15 protein-coding genes and 1 pseudogene are annotated in these 15,540 nt (G+C 63.6%); 6 read left to right on the forward strand and 10 right to left on the reverse strand.

Translation table 11 applies throughout. The annotated features are described in order from the left end of the window. Positions 1 to 134: 134 nt before the first annotated feature. The 9 genes from VNQ78_RS20185 to VNQ78_RS20225 all read right to left on the reverse strand — a co-directional run bounded on the left by VNQ78_RS20185 (position 135) and on the right by VNQ78_RS20225 (position 8,138). Positions 135 to 932: a sugar phosphate isomerase/epimerase gene (locus VNQ78_RS20185; protein ID WP_325693436.1), complete on the reverse strand. Its 798-nt coding sequence runs from the start codon at positions 930 to 932 to the stop codon at positions 135 to 137. Further along, positions 932 to 1,636, reverse strand: coding sequence for an ABC transporter ATP-binding protein (locus tag VNQ78_RS20190; protein WP_325693439.1), 705 nt, complete (start codon positions 1,634 to 1,636; stop codon positions 932 to 934). The genes VNQ78_RS20185 and VNQ78_RS20190 overlap by 1 nt, the downstream gene beginning before the upstream one ends. Continuing rightward, a complete protein-coding gene (locus tag VNQ78_RS20195; RefSeq protein WP_325693441.1) occupies positions 1,626 to 2,396 on the reverse strand; it encodes an ABC transporter ATP-binding protein in 771 nt (256 codons plus the stop codon). The genes VNQ78_RS20190 and VNQ78_RS20195 overlap by 11 nt, the downstream gene beginning before the upstream one ends. Beyond that, positions 2,377 to 3,276, reverse strand: a complete 900-nt coding sequence (locus VNQ78_RS20200; RefSeq protein ID WP_325693443.1) for a branched-chain amino acid ABC transporter permease — start codon at positions 3,274 to 3,276, stop codon at positions 2,377 to 2,379. Before VNQ78_RS20200 ends, VNQ78_RS20195 begins: the two co-directional genes overlap by 20 nt. Then, positions 3,273 to 4,163, reverse strand: coding sequence for a branched-chain amino acid ABC transporter permease (locus VNQ78_RS20205; protein ID WP_325693445.1), 891 nt, complete (start codon positions 4,161 to 4,163; stop codon positions 3,273 to 3,275). Before VNQ78_RS20205 ends, VNQ78_RS20200 begins: the two co-directional genes overlap by 4 nt. A gap of 76 nt (positions 4,164 to 4,239) precedes the next feature. Then, entirely contained in the window at positions 4,240 to 5,367 is a 1,128-nt protein-coding gene (locus tag VNQ78_RS20210; protein WP_325693447.1) for an ABC transporter substrate-binding protein, read from the reverse strand. Positions 5,368 to 5,524: 157 nt separating this feature from the next. After that, positions 5,525 to 7,180, reverse strand: a complete 1,656-nt coding sequence (locus VNQ78_RS20215) for a class I adenylate-forming enzyme family protein (protein ID WP_325693450.1) — start codon at positions 7,178 to 7,180, stop codon at positions 5,525 to 5,527. Positions 7,181 to 7,231: 51 nt separating this feature from the next. Beyond that, positions 7,232 to 7,549 carry a 2Fe-2S iron-sulfur cluster-binding protein gene (locus tag VNQ78_RS20220; protein WP_325693454.1) on the reverse strand — a complete coding sequence of 106 codons (318 nt, stop codon included), beginning with the start codon at positions 7,547 to 7,549 and terminating at the stop codon, positions 7,232 to 7,234. A gap of 28 nt (positions 7,550 to 7,577) precedes the next feature. After that, a complete protein-coding gene (locus VNQ78_RS20225; RefSeq protein WP_325693457.1) occupies positions 7,578 to 8,138 on the reverse strand; it encodes a VOC family protein in 561 nt (186 codons plus the stop codon). A gap of 220 nt (positions 8,139 to 8,358) precedes the next feature. On the opposite strand from VNQ78_RS20225, the gene VNQ78_RS20230 reads away from it, so the two are divergent. The 6 genes from VNQ78_RS20230 to VNQ78_RS20255 all read left to right on the forward strand — a co-directional run bounded on the left by VNQ78_RS20230 (position 8,359) and on the right by VNQ78_RS20255 (position 15,158). Continuing rightward, positions 8,359 to 9,078 carry a GntR family transcriptional regulator gene (locus VNQ78_RS20230; RefSeq protein WP_325693460.1) on the forward strand — a complete coding sequence of 240 codons (720 nt, stop codon included), beginning with the start codon at positions 8,359 to 8,361 and terminating at the stop codon, positions 9,076 to 9,078. A 134-nt stretch (positions 9,079 to 9,212) separates the two neighbouring features. Then, positions 9,213 to 10,466, forward strand: coding sequence for an aromatic ring-hydroxylating dioxygenase subunit alpha (locus VNQ78_RS20235; protein WP_325693463.1), 1,254 nt, complete (start codon positions 9,213 to 9,215; stop codon positions 10,464 to 10,466). Positions 10,467 to 10,469: 3 nt separating this feature from the next. Next, positions 10,470 to 11,270 carry an enoyl-CoA hydratase-related protein gene (locus VNQ78_RS20240; protein ID WP_325693466.1) on the forward strand — a complete coding sequence of 267 codons (801 nt, stop codon included), beginning with the start codon at positions 10,470 to 10,472 and terminating at the stop codon, positions 11,268 to 11,270. Then, positions 11,267 to 12,154: an SDR family oxidoreductase gene (locus VNQ78_RS20245; protein WP_325693469.1), complete on the forward strand. Its 888-nt coding sequence runs from the start codon at positions 11,267 to 11,269 to the stop codon at positions 12,152 to 12,154. The genes VNQ78_RS20240 and VNQ78_RS20245 overlap by 4 nt, the downstream gene beginning before the upstream one ends. Positions 12,155 to 12,167: 13 nt before the next feature. Next, positions 12,168 to 13,355: a class I adenylate-forming enzyme family protein gene (locus VNQ78_RS20250; RefSeq protein WP_325693472.1), complete on the forward strand. Its 1,188-nt coding sequence runs from the start codon at positions 12,168 to 12,170 to the stop codon at positions 13,353 to 13,355. 78 nt (positions 13,356 to 13,433) lie between these two features. Beyond that, entirely contained in the window at positions 13,434 to 15,158 is a 1,725-nt protein-coding gene (locus VNQ78_RS20255; protein WP_325693475.1) for an FAD-dependent oxidoreductase, read from the forward strand. 141 nt (positions 15,159 to 15,299) lie between these two features. Here VNQ78_RS20255 and VNQ78_RS20260 read toward each other — a convergent pair. Further along, positions 15,300 to 15,540: pseudogene (locus VNQ78_RS20260) on the reverse strand (dihydrolipoyl dehydrogenase); the annotation flags it as partial.

Raw genomic sequence — 15,540 nt, forward strand, 5'->3', positions numbered from 1 at the left:
GGCAACATCCTCATCTGCCCCAGACACGGCGCCCGCTTCGACTGCACAACCGGCAAAGCCCTCTCCGCAATCTGCACAGACCTCCCAAAAGTCGAAGTCCGAATCCGCGCCCGACGCGTCCTCGTCAGAAAAATCTAAAAAATGTAAGACGAAAGGGAATGACGCAAACGGAGCGCACGCGAAAGCGGCGACAGGCCTTGGGTCTGCAACCGCAGCATCGGCACCTCGATGTCCAGCGGCAGGCCCGGAGCGGTGGCCTTCAGCAATTCTTTCAGGGGCAATTCCCCCTCACCCGGAATGCCGCGATCCTCGACCGCCTCGCGGAAGGCGTCCTCTGGCGCGGCCAAAGGCGCGTCGCAGAATTGCAGTGCGCCGATCGTATCGGTGAGCGGTGCCAGATCCTTTGGGGTGCCGCCGGTCCGCGCCAGATGCAGCGGATCGACTAGCAGGCTCAGGTTCCCATGCCCGTTCCGGCGCACGAAATCCGCCGCCAGCCCCACCGTGGTCAGAGCCGAAAAAGCCATGAACTCGATGGAGATCGCGATCCCCCGCGCGGCTGCGGCATCGCAAGTCGCAGACAGCCGGTCGGAGGCCCGCTCAAGGTCACGGTCATAAACCAGAACCGTCGCGCGACACGCGCCGATTTCCGCCGCATGGTCCAGCACCGGCAGGTAATCCGCCGGATCGGTGCGCCCCGAAAACGGCAGCGCCTCGATATTGTGGACGCTGACGCCATGCTCACGCAGGGCGGAGCGAAAGGCCCGGGTATCTGCCCCGGCCTGTAGCCGGGGGAAGATATCCAGTTGCGCCGCCGGAGGGTGCAGGAACACCGAAACCGACGAGAACCCCGCCTCGGGCGCCAGACACACCAGCTCGATGGGACTGACGTCGCGCAGGCTGAGCTGATGCAGGGTGATGAGCCGATCCACCATTACGACCCCAGATAGCTTTCGATCACCCGCGGGTCGCAGAGCAGCGTTTCCGAGGCGCCCTCCATCACCACCCGGCCTCGGTCCAGCACATAGGCGCGCCGCGTGCATTCCAGCGCGCGATGGGCGTTCTGCTCGACCAGCAAGATGGTCAGCCCCTCGCGGTTAAGCCGGGTCAGCGCATCAAAGACCTGATCACTCATCAGCGGCGACAAGCCCAGCGAAGGCTCGTCCAGCAGCAGGATCTCAGGCGCACCCATTAGTGCCCGGCCGATGGCCAGCATCTGCTGTTGGCCGCCCGACATCGTTCCGGCAATCTGGTCGGCCCGTTCCTGAAGGATCGGGAAGATTTCATAGACCTGTTCCAGACTGTATCGCGCCGGACGCGGACCGAGAGCCAGCATACCCAGTTGCAGGTTTTCCCAGACGGACATGTCGGCCAACACCTGCCGCCCCTCGGGGACATGCAGGAGACCCTGACGCGAGACCTGAAAGGCGGCCCTGCCCGCCAGGTTCTTGCCGTTGAAGATCACTTGCCCCTTTTGCGGCACCACCGTGCGGCTGAGGGCGTTGAGCAGCGTCGACTTTCCCGCCCCGTTCGAGCCGACCAGCGCCACCATCTCGCCCCGGTTCACATGCAGGCTGACATCACGCAGCGCCTGGATCCCTTTGTAGGAGACGCTCAGATTCTTGACCTCAAGCAGCATCAGCCTTGCCTCCGATATAGGCTTCGATGACCTTTGGATCGCGGGTGACGGCTTCGGGCGGGCCCTCGGCGATCATCCGGCCAGAATCCAGCACATAGACCTGACTGCAAAGGCGCGAGACGAAGGCCACGTTATGCTCGATCAGCAAGAGGCCCATGCCCGAACGGGCCAGATCCTCGAATATCTCGGCCATTTCGGCGGATTCGACCTCGTTCATGCCGGCGACCGGCTCGTCCAGCATGACGATGCGCGGTTCCGCGGCGATCGAGCGCGCCATCTCGACCCGGCGCTGGTGGCCATAGGGAAGGCTCCCCGCCTCGTAATCGGCATATTTCTGGATGCCGAAGCGGCCGAGCAATTCCCAGGCCTGCTCGCGCAGGCGGCGGGTTTCGGCCAGCGCGGCCGGCAGCCCCAGCAGGCTGGACATGACGCCGCTGTTTTGCTTGCGGAAGTAGCCGATCACGACATTGTCGAGAACGCTTTCCTCGGGCAGCAGGCGGATATTCTGGAAGGTGCGGGCGATGCCGCAGCGCGCCACCTCGTCCACCTGCAATTGCGTAAGCCGCTGATCGTCCAGATAGACCTCGCCCTTGGTCAGGCTGTAGACGCCCGAGATCATGTTGATGACCGTGCTTTTCCCAGCGCCATTCGGGCCGATCAGCCCGGTGATCCGGCCCGCGGGGACGACCATGTTGATGCCGTCGACCGCCTTCAAGCCGCCGAAATACTTGCACGCGCCTTCAATCCGCAGCGACGACATTGGCCCCCTCCTTCCCGTTGGACATGGTTTTGGGCGCGCGGCGCAGGCGGCGGCGCAACCAGTAGACCAGTTCATCGCCCACGCCGTTCGGCAGGAAGCTGATGACCAGGATCAGAATTATCCCGTTCAGGATACCGCGGTTCTCGGCCAGCGGACGAGCCAGTTCGGGCAGGATCGCCATGATCAGCGCCCCTGCAATCGGACCAAGCAGCGTGTTGCGCCCGCCCAGAACCACGACGGTCAGGCTGGCGACCATGGCCTGAAAGCCGAAGTCCACCGGCTCGATATTGAAGACGTAGAGCGAGCGCAGCGCGCCGAAGACCGCACCGATCAGCCCCGACAGGACGAAGGCCAGCGCGTAATAGGACTTGATCGGCACGCCGAGCGAGGCGGCGACCGAGTCGTCCTGACGCAGGGCATTGAACACCCGACCGACCGAGGTGCGATTGATCGACCAGATCACATAGATGGTGACCAGAACCGCCAGCAGCAGCCAGCCGGTGTTCATCACCCGCGGAATGCCCGAAATGCCGATAGCGCCTCCGGTAAAGCTTTCGAAATAAAGCAGAAGCGCGATGACGACCTGCACGAAGGCCAGCGTGGCGATGGCCTGAAAGGCACCGCGCAGTCGGGCCAGCGGCACCGACAGCACATAGCTGACCGCCATCCCGACCAGGGCCGAGACCAGAATGGCCAGGGGCACCGGCGCGCCGTAGCGCGTCACCAGGATCGCCGTCGCATAGGCGCCAAATGCCGAGAAGCCCGCCGTCGCGATCGAGAACACACCCGCCCGCAGCGCCAACTGCTGGCTGTAACCCAGCCCCACCGCGATCAGAAAGAAGTCGATGAGCGGCTGGTAGGAATAGTAAAAGGACATCATGTGCGGCTTCCCCCTGCATAATTTCCGGCGCGCCCGAACAGCCCGTTCGGAAACAACAGCAGCGTGACAAACAGCAGCGCAAAGATGATCGCGCTGGACAGTTCGCTGGACAGGAATGCGATGGTCAGCGACTGGATGATCCCGATCAGGATGGCGGCGACCACCGCGCCCTGAAGCGATCCCAGACCACCGATCACCACGACGACAAAGGCTTGCAGCAGGAACGGCTCGCCCATCATGAAGTGGATCGAGTTGAAGGACAGCCCGATCAGCACCCCGGCCAGCCCGGCGAGCGCACCGGCGATGAAAAAGGTCTGGCGATAGACCGCTCCGGCCGAGATGCCGAGCAGCGCCGAGGCATGTTCATTGCTGGAGACCGCCCGGACCTGCCGGCCAAAGCTGGTGCGGTTGATGTAATAGGCCAGCGCCAGCACCAGGACCAGAACCAACCCGAGGATGGTCAGCTGCAACAGCGAGATGCGCATCCCCCAGAAGTTGAAGAACTTGACCGGGAAGGTGCCGAACGGAAAGCTCAGCACCTTGGTCTTCGAGACCTGCTGCGCGATGTTCATCAGGATCAGGTCGACCCCGATCGAAGTGACGATGGCGGCAAATTCGGCATGGCCCGATTTGCGCAATTGCCGGAATGCGACGAAATCGACCACGACCGAGATCACGCCCGTCGCAAGCGTCGCCAGTATCAGCGCGAACCAGAAAGGCAGTCCCTGCGCTGTCGCGTAATAGGCGATAAAGGCCCCGGCCATGAAAATCGCGCCATGCGCGAGATTGAGCAGTTTCTGCACACCGAAGATCAGCGTGAAGCCAAGCGCGAACAGGGCATAGATCGCACCCGAAACCGTTCCATTGAGTATTTGTTGCAGTAGCATCGCGTTGATCCGTCCTGAGGGGTTCGGGCCAGGACGCACGCTTACTGCGGCGTCCCGGCCTGCGGCACGGCGGCGGTCAGCGCGGGGCGGGAACCAGCGCGCCGTCCTGCACGGTCAGCACGTTCATGCCGACATGCGGAAAGCGTTTCTCATCCACCGAATAGCTGCCCTGACCGGCCGCGACGCGAACGTCCTTGGTCTTGCCAAGCTGGTCGCGCAGCGCCTCGCGCGAGGGTTCGGACATGGTCTGGAGCGCGTTGGCCATCACCATCATCCCGCCAAAGCCGACGGCATTCCAGTTATCCGCCTCGTGACCGAATTTCTCGTTGAACTCGGTGGCGAAGGCCTTGGTAAAGTCGTCATAGCCGCCCGGCACCCAGTCGGCGATGAAGGTCACGCCCTCGACCCCGGCGCCGCCCCGGTTCAGGAATTCGGGCGAAGCGAAGGCGTTGTGGCCAAAGACCGGCGTGGCCGGATCCAGCCCTGCCTGACGCAATTGCACGATGATATTCGCCCCCTGCGACGCAGAGGCCGAGACAAAGACGCAATCCTGCTGCGAGGTGGCGATCTTGGTCGCAACCGACGAGAAGTCGGAATCGGTGCCGCCGACCTGCTCGACGGTCGTGATCTTGACGCCCTTCTCGGTCATCAGCTTCTCGAACCGCTTTTGCAGCGCCACATAGGCTTCGATATCGCGGATACCGATGATGGCGCATTCCTTCACGCCCTTAACGTCCGCGGCGTAATCGACCAGATAGGGAATGGTGATCTCGGGCGGCTGGGTCAGGATGAAGGACCACGGACCCTGCTCCAGCACCTCGGGCGTGTTCGTGGTGGTAACGACGGGCAGCTTGTATTCATTGCCCGAGGAGGCGCCGGCAATCGCGACCGCGCCGCTGGTCGGTCCCAGAATGCCAATGATCGACGGATCATTCGCATAGCGCGCAATCAGCGACATGGTCTGCGTGCGGTCGGTCGCGTCATCGGCATAGGTCACCTTGAGCGTATTTCCCTCGCCCACCAGCCCCTCTGCATTGATACGCTCCTCTGCCAGGCGCATCCCGTCGGCCACGGCAGTCCCGATGAAGGCCGCGGGCCCGGTCAGAGCCTGCAAGACGACGATATGATATTCTTCGGCCTTGGCGGCCATCGCCGGCAGCAGCGCCATGGCGGTGCAAGTGGCAAGCAGGTTCGACAGCTTCACGACGGTTTCCTCCCCAGGAAGTTGGACAGCGGACTGGCACGGTGGCCATCCGGCATTGGGACGCGATGATCCTTGATAGATTCCTCGGATCTTCTCGCAGCACATCGCGTATAATATATACACAATTGCTGTATAAGTATAAATAATTCTGCGACGATTATTCTGCGCCGCAGACCTCGGCGGCCATCGCCTGCACCTGCTCGCGCAGTTTGAACTTCTGGATCTTGCTGGCCGACATCGGCCATTCGGCGATGAAATGGACGTCGCGCGGAACCTTGAAGCCAGCGATGCGGCTGGTGCAATAGGCGATCAGCTCTGCCGGATCGACGCTTTCGCCCGGCACCAGTTCGACGAAGGCCACTGGCACCTCTTGCAGGCGGGGGTCAGGCTTGCCGACCACCTGGCAGGTCTTGACCGCCGGATGCTGGGCCACGATCATCTCGATCTCGAGCGCGGCGACGTTCTCGCCACCGACCTTCAGCATATCCTTGGCGCGGCCATGGAACATCAATGTGCCCGCCCCGTCGACCGAACCCAGGTCTCCGGTATGGAACCAGCCGTCCTGCTTGGCTTCGGCGGTCTTGTCGGGATCGCGGTAATATTCGGTAAAGATCGAGAAACCCTTGACGCAGATCTCGCCGATCTCGCCCGGCGCGGCCTCGCTGCCATCCTCGCGCTGGATGCGCACCGACAGTCCGTCGAAGGGACGACCCAGACGGTTGAACCGTTCGGTTTCGCTATCCGTGGGATGGCTGGTCGTGACCGTGCCCGACGTCTCGGTCATCCCGTAGGTGCCGACAAAGAGCGCATTCGGAAAGCTCTTGCGCATCAGTTCGCGGAACGGCTCGGCCGACAGCGCCATCGAGCAGTTGAGAAGCCGCAGCGAAGCCATGTCCTCGGCGCGGAAATCCGGGTGATAGACCATATCCGACAGGAACAGCGCAAAGCTGGGATAGCCGATGGTGGGACGGGCCTCGCGCACCAGCCGGATCGCCGCGCCAGCCTCGAAATGCTGCATGCCGATATAGGTCGCGCCGGCATGATAGGCGGCGCAGAGCGGGAACAGCGCGCCGACATGGAACATCGGCAGGGGCGACCAGAACGCATCCTGATCGGTCATGCCATAGCGTTCGGCCATGCCCATTCCGGTGCGCACCAGCGCCTCGTGGCTGATCATGCAGCCCTTGGGATTCGCCGTGGTGCCCGAGGTATAGAGGATCAGCGTGGTTTGCCGCAAAGTGACCGCGCGACGCAACCGGTCGATCAGCTCTTCGGACACGGCCGAGGCAAAATCGCGCGAAACCGACTGGCGCAGGCAGCCCGGCGAGACCTCGTCGGTCAGCAGGGTGATGCCACGCAAACGCGGCGCATCCTGCAACTGCAGGGGCTGGTCAGAGGCCGCCTCGCGCAGTGCCGGAAATGCCTGATGCAGCCGCGCGCGGAAATCCAGACCTTCTGCCACTTGCGTGGTCGAGACGATATGCACCAGATCGGCATTGATCGTCTGGTAACGCAGTTCATGCTCGCGATAGCGCGCGTTCATCGGCACCGACACCGCGCCCAGATAGGCCAGACCGAAGTAATATTCGAGGTATTCGATGCAGCTCGGCAGGAAGATCCCGACATGATCGCCGGGCCGCACACCAAGCCCGTAAAGCTCGCGTGCCCGCAGCATGGCGGCATCGTGCAGTTCGCGGAAGCTGCGCTTCTCGCCCGGAAACCGGATTGCGTCCTTGTCCGGCGTCCGCGCCGTGGCCCGGACCAACAGATCCCCGACCGTCGTGGTCGCCGTATAACTAAGCATTGCTGACATCTTTCCTCCCGGCCGGCGCGTGCAGGCCCCTTCTCATGCGATGAACTGCGCCTATTCCTCGGGCGCGAGCGTTACCTCTAGGCCGGCAAGCGCCTCGGTGACCGGGATCTGACAGCTCAGCCGCGAGGTCTCGCGATAGGGTTCCATGAACTCGAGCAGTTCGTATTCCTCGGGCTGCTGCGCGGGCAGACGGTCAAGCCAATCGGGCGCGACATAGACATGGCAGGTCGCGCAAGAGCACGAGCCGCCACAGATCGCGGCGATATCGAGGCCGGCGGTGTCGCGCAGCGCCTCCATCAGGCTTGTTCCCGGCGCAGCGTCGAATTCCTTGACACTTCCATCACGGTCGGTGGCTATGATTAGCGGCATCTTACTTCCTTGTCTGTCAAAGCGGCGGCTAGGAGAGGTAGCGCACAGGATCGGCGCCGTCCCAATCGGCCGCGAGCGTCTCGAGCCGTGCAAAGAACTTCCTCAGCCCGGGCGTAGGTTGAACGATTTCGATCACCCTGCCCTGATCCTGCGGATCGCTGTCCAGATAGGCGAAGGGAATGCCGGCGGCAGTGCGTCCCCCCATCAGCACCCCGATCCCCTTTGCTTCCCAGGCGGCAAGTTCGGCCTCGAGATCATCGGCAAGCAGGCAGACGTGATGCAGCCCGCCGCCACGGCGCGCGACGAAATCGGTGAACATCGAAGCATCGCCAGCGGTCTGCTGGATGATCTCGATCTGGATGCCGTTCCATGATGCCAGAGCGACCGCGTTTTCGATGTGGATCGGCTGGCCCCGGTACTGAAGTTCGGCATAGTCAATTCTTGGCGTAACCAGGAACGGACCTGTGCCCAGAACTCCGGTCCAATGTGCAAGCGCTGCCTCCAGATCGGCCACGACATAGCCAAGCTGGACGATCGCGCCCGGACGCGACACAACCTTGTAAAATCCAGGATCGAAGCTGTCCGGCATTGATCCTCCTCCCTCTTGCCCAAAGTATTGTGTATTTTTAATCGCAGTTCAATATACAAATAATGCGCAAGAAAGATTTCTTAACGCCGTCAAACCTGCTCGCGGGGCCGGGAACGCAATGCAGGCGCGGCTCGGAGTATTGCAAAGCGACCGGGCGTTGGAATACCGTTCAAGCCAGATGGAAACATAGAATTTTCTGCCCGCTGGGGTGGATATGGGCATGTCGCTTTCAATCGGCCCGCCCGTGGCGAAGAAGGAGAAGGCGATGGCACGTTCGGCCGGCATGACGCATTCGGAAAAGGTCCGGCTCGCGCTGGAACAGGATATTTTCTCGGGCGCCATCCCTCCGGGAAGCTCTCTGGACGAGGAAGAGCTTGCGCGGCGCTTCGAGGTGTCCCGCACCCCGGTCCGCGAGGCGATCCTGCAGCTGATCGAATCCGGCATCGTGGAAAAGCGTCCGCGACAGGGCGCGGTGGTTACCATGACCGATATCTCGGACCTGATCCGTCAGTTCGAGGTGATGTCGGAACTGGAATCCATCTGCGCCAAATATGCAGCGCGCCGCATGACGGCCGATGAGCGCGCCGCCCTGCAGTCCATCCACGACCAGTCAGAACGTGCCTTCGACGCTGGTGATCACGACACCTATTATACGCTGAGCCGCAAATTCCATCTGCTGGTGATCGACGGGACTCATAACAAGGACCTGATCGACATGACCAACAAGCTCGGCAGCAAGCTGGTGCCCTATCGGCGCTTCCAATTGGGCTATCCCGGCCAGTCGCGGACCAATCTCGACGACCACCGCGCCATCCTCGACGCAATCCTCGCGCAGGACAGCGAGTTGGCGGCCGAACAGTTCCGCAAGCACACCAAGGTCCAGGGCGACATTCTGGCGGATTACATCGCCATGAACGAAGAGCGCATCGGCGCCAGTTGATCTCACAGATAAATCCACAAATTTTGCTGTTGCGTATGCAAAAATTGCGGTATAAAAATAATTAACGATAGGCCTCATCAGGAAGTTTCTTCCGCATGGCCCGATTCTGTCAGCAGCCCTGGGGAGGAGTGGCGATGGATCCGCAAGAAAAGCAGCGCATCTTGGACCAGCAGGCCTACGAAAGCTCGCGCGGAGGGCCGCCCGAAGGCTTTCCGCAATTCCCCGACCTGCCGGGCCTGCGCTATACCGATCCCGCCTTCTTCGCGCTGGAGATGGAGCATCTGTGGCGCAAGACCTGGCTTTACGCCGTCCATGCGGACGAGCTGCCCGAGGTCGGCTCCTATGTCCAGTGGTCCCGTCTGGGCGAGCCGCTGTTCTTCATCCGGGGCGAGGATCAGAAGATCCGTTGTTTCTACAATACCTGCCGTCATCGCGGGGCGCCGGTCGTCACCGAACCCTCCGGTAAATCGCGTGGGGTATCCTGCAAGTATCACGGCTGGACCTACAACACGCGCGGCGAGCTGATCAACCTGCGGGACCGGCGCGATTTCGTCGGGCTTGACCTCAGCTGTCGCTCGCTGATCGAGGTGCGCTGCGAGAACGTCGGCAACCTCTATTTCGTCAATCTCGACGCCAATGCCATGCCGCTGCGCGAGTATCTTGGTCCGGTCGCGCAAGCCCTGGACGAGATGAAGCCCGAGACGCTGGCGCTGATCGACAAATCCACGATCAAGGTGAAATGCAACGCCAAGATCCTGATCGACGCCTTCCTTGAGGTCTATCACCTGAAGTCGATCCACCAGAACACCGTCGACCGCTTCCTCGACCATCGCGGCTCGGCCATCACGCTTTACGAGCACGGGCATTCGCGCATGGTCACGCCCTTCAAGCGCGAAGGGTGGAAAGACCCCGGCGTCCGCGGCCTGCCCGAGATCGAAGGGGTCGATCCCTGGTTCGGCGACACCAACCTTTCGTTGATGGCTTATCCGAACCTCGTCACGCCGGTCTCTCCTTGGGGTATTCCGGTGCTGGCCTTCTGGCCCGAATCCATCGACACCATGTCTATCGACGTCTATTGGTTCGCCCCCCATTGGGGAGAGGGGCCGCGTCCCGAGATCTGGGAAACGCGCATCCGCAACTTTGCCATCATCCTGGAAGAAGACCTGCAATTCGCCGACAAGATCCAGATCGCGGCAATGTCCAGCGGGTTGCGGGACTTCCCGCTGAACTATCAGGAGCGGCGCATCTATCACTGGCACGAGGAACTCGACCGCCGCATTGGCGTCGAGAATGTGCCCGAGGCGCTGCGCATCAAGCCGCTGATGCAGCCCTATTGGGACGAGAACTGGAAGCCGGCCCAAGCACCCTCGGAAACCGAGCGGGTCTGAGCCATGCCGGACCAGCCCGACCTGCCCCCGACCGTCCGTTATGAGCGGCGCGGCGCGATAGCGATCATCCGCATCGACCGGCCCGAATTGCGCAATGCCGCGGATCGCGCGACTTCCTATGGCGTGCATCACGCGCTTTGCCACGCCGAAGACGACGACAGCGTCGGCGCCATCATTCTGACCGGCACCGGCGAGCGCGCCTTCTGCTCCGGGATGGACCTGAAAGAGGCCGGCCGCGTCGGCTCGGGCACCGGGCTGGTGCCGGGTGCAGGCTTTCTGGGCGTGACTGAACGGCATTGCCCCAAGCCGCTGATCGCGGCCGTCAATGGCGCGGCGGTCGCCGGGGGGTGCGAGGCCGCGCTGGCCTGCGATCTGATCGTTGCTGCCGATCACGCTGTTTTCGGCCTGCCCGAGATCCGTCGCGGCATGGTCGCCTTTGCCGGCGGCGTTCAGCGGCTGGCGCAGATCCTGCCGCGTCAAAAGGCGTTCGAGGTGATCTTCTCGGGCGCTTACTACCCCGCTCAGGATTTCGCCGCGCTGGGACTCGTCAATCGTGTCGTGCCGGGCGACCAGGTTCTGGACGAGGCGATTGCCCTGGCCGAGGAGGTGCTGGCCAATTCCTGGCACTGCCTGCGCCTCGCAAAGCAGCTGTATGACGTGGCGCGGGACGAGACGCTGCAAGCCTCGATCGACTGGGGCCACCGCCACGGGCCTGCCCTGATGAACTCGGCCGACAGCCGCGAGGGGATCGCCGCCTTCAATCAGGGCCGCGCCGCCAATTTCTCCAATGGAACACGGATATGAACGATATGGCACAGCCGACGGCGGGTCTGCACGGCTTTCAGTGGTTCCTGACGGATGAGGATCTGGCAAACCGCCCGACCATCTATGCGCCCGGTCTTTTCGCCGGCAAGCGGTTCCTGATCACCGGAGGCGGCACCGGCATGGGCCGGGCGATGACCTTCCTGCTGGCCCGGCTGGGCGCGAAGGTGATGATTGCCGGACGGCGTGAGGAAGTGCTGGCCGATGCGCAGGAGGCGGTCAAGCGCCTGACCGGGCAGCATATCGAATACATGCCCATGTCAATCCGCGATCCCGATCAGGTCGACATGCTGCTGGATCGGGTGTTCGGCGAATGGGGCGGGCTCGACACTCTGGTGAACAATGCCGGTGGCCAGTTTCCGCAAAACGCAGTGGATTTCTCGCGCAAGGGATGGAATTCGGTCATCGACCTGAACCTGAACGGGACATGGTGGATGATGCAGGGCGCCGCTCAACGCTGGCGCGACCACGGCCAACCGGGCAACGTCATCTCGATCGTCGCGCATGTCGAACGTGGCATGCCGCAAGCCGCGCATACCTGCGCCGCGCGAGCCGGGGTGATCTATCTCAGCCGGACCGTGGCGACCGAGTGGGCGCCGCTGGGCATCCGGGTGAACTGCATTGCGCCGGGCGCCATCGCCTCGGAAGGGCTGTCGAAGTATCCCGAACACGCCACCGCGCGCTTCCGCAACGTGAACCCGCAGCGGCGCATGGGCAACGGCTGGGACATTGCCGAGGGCGTGGCCTACCTCTCCGCCGACAGCGGCAATTTCATCACCGGCGAGGTGCTGACCATCGACGGCGGCATGCAGATGTGGGGCACGGTCTGGCCCGCCGGCGTGCCCGAGCATTTCAACGTGGTATGACGGCAGGCGGGGCATGGGCGTGGACAGGGCGATAGGCGTTGGCTTCAGGCTGGAGGATCCGGCGATCGGCGCGGCTCTGATGGCCGCGGGTCATGGCGATCTGGCCGCCCATGTCTCGGCGGAGGGCGCGACCAGCCATGCCGCCATGCGCGACCGTATCCTGCAACTGGCCGGGGCCTTGCTGGCGGTGCCGCTGCGCCGGGGCCAGCGGGTCGGCGTCTCCATGCCAGCCTCGGCCGACCGAATGGCAATCTGCGCCGCCATCTGGACGGTGGGCGGCGTGGTCGTGCCGCTTGACCCATGCCTCTCGCAGGCCCGGCTGACCATGGCCCTGCAAGGATCAGGGCTGCGCCTCGTGGTGCATCAATCCCAAGGTCATGGCCGCGCAACCTCTCTCGCTGCGGTGCGCCACCTGTCCTGCGACGAACTGCTGGCTGGGACCAGCGCCCCCCATCCCCAACTGGACGAGCGCGCCGGGCGCGTTATGCCCGACCATCCCGCCGTGGTGCTTTACGGCGAGGGACGGCAGGATACCGCGCGCGGCGTGGTGCTGAGCCATCGCGCGCTGCGCTCGGCCGCGCAGAGCCTTGCCGCGCGCTATGACATCGGAGCGGGTGCACGTCTGGTGGTGCCCTTGGCACTGAACCATGCGGCGCGCATCGCAGCGGAACTGGCAGCTCTGCTGACCGGCGCGACGCTTTGCGACCTGCCGGCCTTCACGACCCCGTCCAGCCATCTGATCCTCGCGGATCTGCCGCCGGCACCGCCCGAAAGTCTTCCGCTTCCCGAACTGCAACCCGGCACGGTCCTGCTGAGCGGCGATGCAAAGCTGGTTCGCGGATGGGAGCGTGCGCTGCCCGAAAGCCGCGTCTTCAACAGCTATGTCCGGGCCGAACTGGCCGGCATCGCAATCTGCTCGGACCCACGCGACCCAGGGCATACTGTCCATACGACGACCGGCCGACCGCTTCGCGGGGTGGAGGTGATGATCGTCGATCCCCGCACCGCCATGGACATGCTGCTCTATGAGATCGGAGAGATCTGGGTCCGGGGCGCGCCCGTGATGCTGCGCTATCACGACGACCTGCGCGCCAGCCGCAAGGCGATGGATCGCAGCGGCTTTTTCAGGACCGGAGACTTGGGCTATCTCGATTCCGAGGGGCGCGTGATCGTTTGCCGCGACGCCTTCGCCCAGATCTAGCCTGCCGGTTTTCATCATTTTGGCCGCTGCGCGAGGCGTGCAGCGGAGGGACATTTCCTGCGGGAAAGGAGGGCGAACATGACCCAGACAGAAAGCTGCGACGTTCTGGTCATCGGATCGGGGGCGGGGGCACTGACCACCGCGGTTACCGCGGCCAAGGCCGGACTCAATGTTCTGGTGACCGAAAAGGCGGCCAAGTTCGGCGGCACCACCGCGACCTCGGGCGGGGTGCTGTGGGTGCCGGGCAGCCGCCACGCCAAGGCGCTTGGCGACAAACTGGGTGTGCCCGACGATCTGGTCAATGTCCGCAACTATCTGCGGCAAGAGGTCGGCAATCACTATGACGAGGCCCGGATCGAGGCCTATCTGGAATATGCCCCGCGCATGGTCGACTACCTCGAGCAAAATACCGAGGTGAAGTTCTACCCCATGGAGTTTCCCGATTACCACCCGGAGCTTGAGGGCGGATCCTATATCCGCTCGATCGGGACCATGGATTACGACGCCGGCAAGATGGGCACGCTGATGAAGACGCTCAAGGGCGAGCTGCCGCAGACGCTGTTCATGGGACTTGCCATCGGCTCCACCCTAGAGATGAAGCAGTTTCTGGCCGCGGGCCGGTCGCCCAAGGCGATGGCCTATGTCATCCGCCGCATGTCGCGGCATTTCCTCGACCTGGCGCTGAAGGGCTCGTCCCAGCGCATCGTGCGGGGCCGGGCGCTGATCGCGCGGCTGGCGCGGACGGCCAGCGACCTCGGCGTGCCCTTCTGGCTGAACGCCCCGGCGCAGCGGCTGATCCGCGAAGGCGACCGGATCGTCGGGGCCGAGATCCTGCGCGATGGCAAGCCGGTCCGGGTGACGGCTCGTCATGCCGTGGTGCTGGGGGCCGGGGGTTTCCCGCGCGACAAGAACCGCCGGGCGCGTCAATATCCCGGTCATGCCAGCACGATGGACCCGGTAACGCCCGCCCCAACCACCAATGTCGGCGACGGCATCCGCATGGCCGAGGAGGTGGGCGCGCAATTCAATGCCGACCTGATGCAGCCTGCGGCATGGCTTCCGACCTCGCGCCTGCCGGGGGCGGTGGATCAGAACGGCGTCTGGCCGCATCTGACCGACCGCAACAAGCCCGGCTTCATCATGGTACTGTCGGATGGCAAGCGTTTTGCCAATGAAAGCTCGCCCTATCACGACATCGTTCCGGCGATGATCGAGGCCTTCGCCGCGCGCGGGACCGAGCGGGCCTATCTGATCGGCGACGACCGGGCAATCCGGCGCTGGGGCATCGGCTTTGTCCGCCCCTTCCCGATCCCGAAGGGGCGCTATCTGCGCAACGGCTATCTGACGCGCGCCGCGACGCCCGAGGAACTTGCGAAAAAGCTCGACATCGACCCCGCGGCGCTGGCCCGGACAATCCGCGAGTTCTCGGACCATGCCCGTTCCGGCACGGATCCCGAGTTTCACCGCGGAGCGTCGGCCTATGACCGTTATCAAGGGGACGAGAACCATGGCCCGAACCCCGCGCTCGGTCCGCTGGACAAGGGCCCCTATTACGCGGTGCGCATCTATCCGGGCGAAATCGGGACCTATAAGGGCCTGAAGACCGACGCGGATTCGCGGGTGATCGGCCAGGACGGCCTGCCCATTGCCGGGCTCTATGCGGCGGGCAACGACCAGTCGAATGTATTCGGGGGGTCCTATCCCGGCGCGGGAGCAACGATCGGCCCGGCGGTCACCTTTGGCTGGATCGCCGGGCGCAGCATCGCGGCGCAGGCGGGTGTTCCTGTTCCTGGCGGGGAGTAAGGTTGCTGGGGGGCTCTGCCCCCTTTCCCCCCGGGGTATTTTGGAAACGGTGAATGCGGGGGTGCTGAGGCTGGGGGGTGTGGGTCCGGGCGGCGTGGGTTCGTGCCTGCGCGCCCGGGTTTTTTTGGTTTCCGGTTCTGGTCAGAAGTTGATTGCGCGGCCCATTGCGGCGAGGGTGGCTTCTTTCATGGCCTCGGAGAGGGTTGGATGGGGGAAGACGGTTTCGGCGAATTCGCGGTCTGTGGTTTCGAGATCCATGGCGAGGACGAAGCCCTGGATCATCTCGGTCACTTCGGCGCCGGCCATATGGGCGCCGAGGAGTTCGCCGGTGTTGCGGTCCCAGATGGTCTTGACCATGCCCTGATCGGCGCCGAGCGCGATG

This window comes from Paracoccus sp. (in: a-proteobacteria) (assembly GCF_035556475.1).
GTDB lineage: Bacteria > Pseudomonadota > Alphaproteobacteria > Rhodobacterales > Rhodobacteraceae > Paracoccus.

Excerpts from the sequence above, each read along its gene's own strand:
- VNQ78_RS20185 (WP_325693436.1), bottom strand. The coding sequence starts at position 932 with ATGGTGGATCGGCTCATCACCCTGCATCAGCTCAGCCTGCGCGACGTC.
- VNQ78_RS20190 (WP_325693439.1), bottom strand. The coding sequence starts at position 1,636 with ATGCTGCTTGAGGTCAAGAATCTGAGCGTCTCCTACAAAGGGATCCAG.
- VNQ78_RS20195 (WP_325693441.1), bottom strand. The coding sequence starts at position 2,396 with ATGTCGTCGCTGCGGATTGAAGGCGCGTGCAAGTATTTCGGCGGCTTG.
- VNQ78_RS20200 (WP_325693443.1), bottom strand. The coding sequence starts at position 3,276 with ATGATGTCCTTTTACTATTCCTACCAGCCGCTCATCGACTTCTTTCTG.
- VNQ78_RS20205 (WP_325693445.1), bottom strand. The coding sequence starts at position 4,163 with ATGCTACTGCAACAAATACTCAATGGAACGGTTTCGGGTGCGATCTAT.
- VNQ78_RS20215 (WP_325693450.1), bottom strand. The coding sequence starts at position 7,180 with ATGTCAGCAATGCTTAGTTATACGGCGACCACGACGGTCGGGGATCTG.
- VNQ78_RS20220 (WP_325693454.1), bottom strand. The coding sequence starts at position 7,549 with ATGCCGCTAATCATAGCCACCGACCGTGATGGAAGTGTCAAGGAATTC.
- VNQ78_RS20225 (WP_325693457.1), bottom strand. The coding sequence starts at position 8,138 with ATGCCGGACAGCTTCGATCCTGGATTTTACAAGGTTGTGTCGCGTCCG.
- VNQ78_RS20230 (WP_325693460.1), top strand. The coding sequence starts at position 8,359 with ATGTCGCTTTCAATCGGCCCGCCCGTGGCGAAGAAGGAGAAGGCGATG.
- VNQ78_RS20235 (WP_325693463.1), top strand. The coding sequence starts at position 9,213 with ATGGATCCGCAAGAAAAGCAGCGCATCTTGGACCAGCAGGCCTACGAA.
- VNQ78_RS20240 (WP_325693466.1), top strand. The coding sequence starts at position 10,470 with ATGCCGGACCAGCCCGACCTGCCCCCGACCGTCCGTTATGAGCGGCGC.
- VNQ78_RS20245 (WP_325693469.1), top strand. The coding sequence starts at position 11,267 with ATGAACGATATGGCACAGCCGACGGCGGGTCTGCACGGCTTTCAGTGG.
- VNQ78_RS20250 (WP_325693472.1), top strand. The coding sequence starts at position 12,168 with ATGGGCGTGGACAGGGCGATAGGCGTTGGCTTCAGGCTGGAGGATCCG.
- VNQ78_RS20255 (WP_325693475.1), top strand. The coding sequence starts at position 13,434 with ATGACCCAGACAGAAAGCTGCGACGTTCTGGTCATCGGATCGGGGGCG.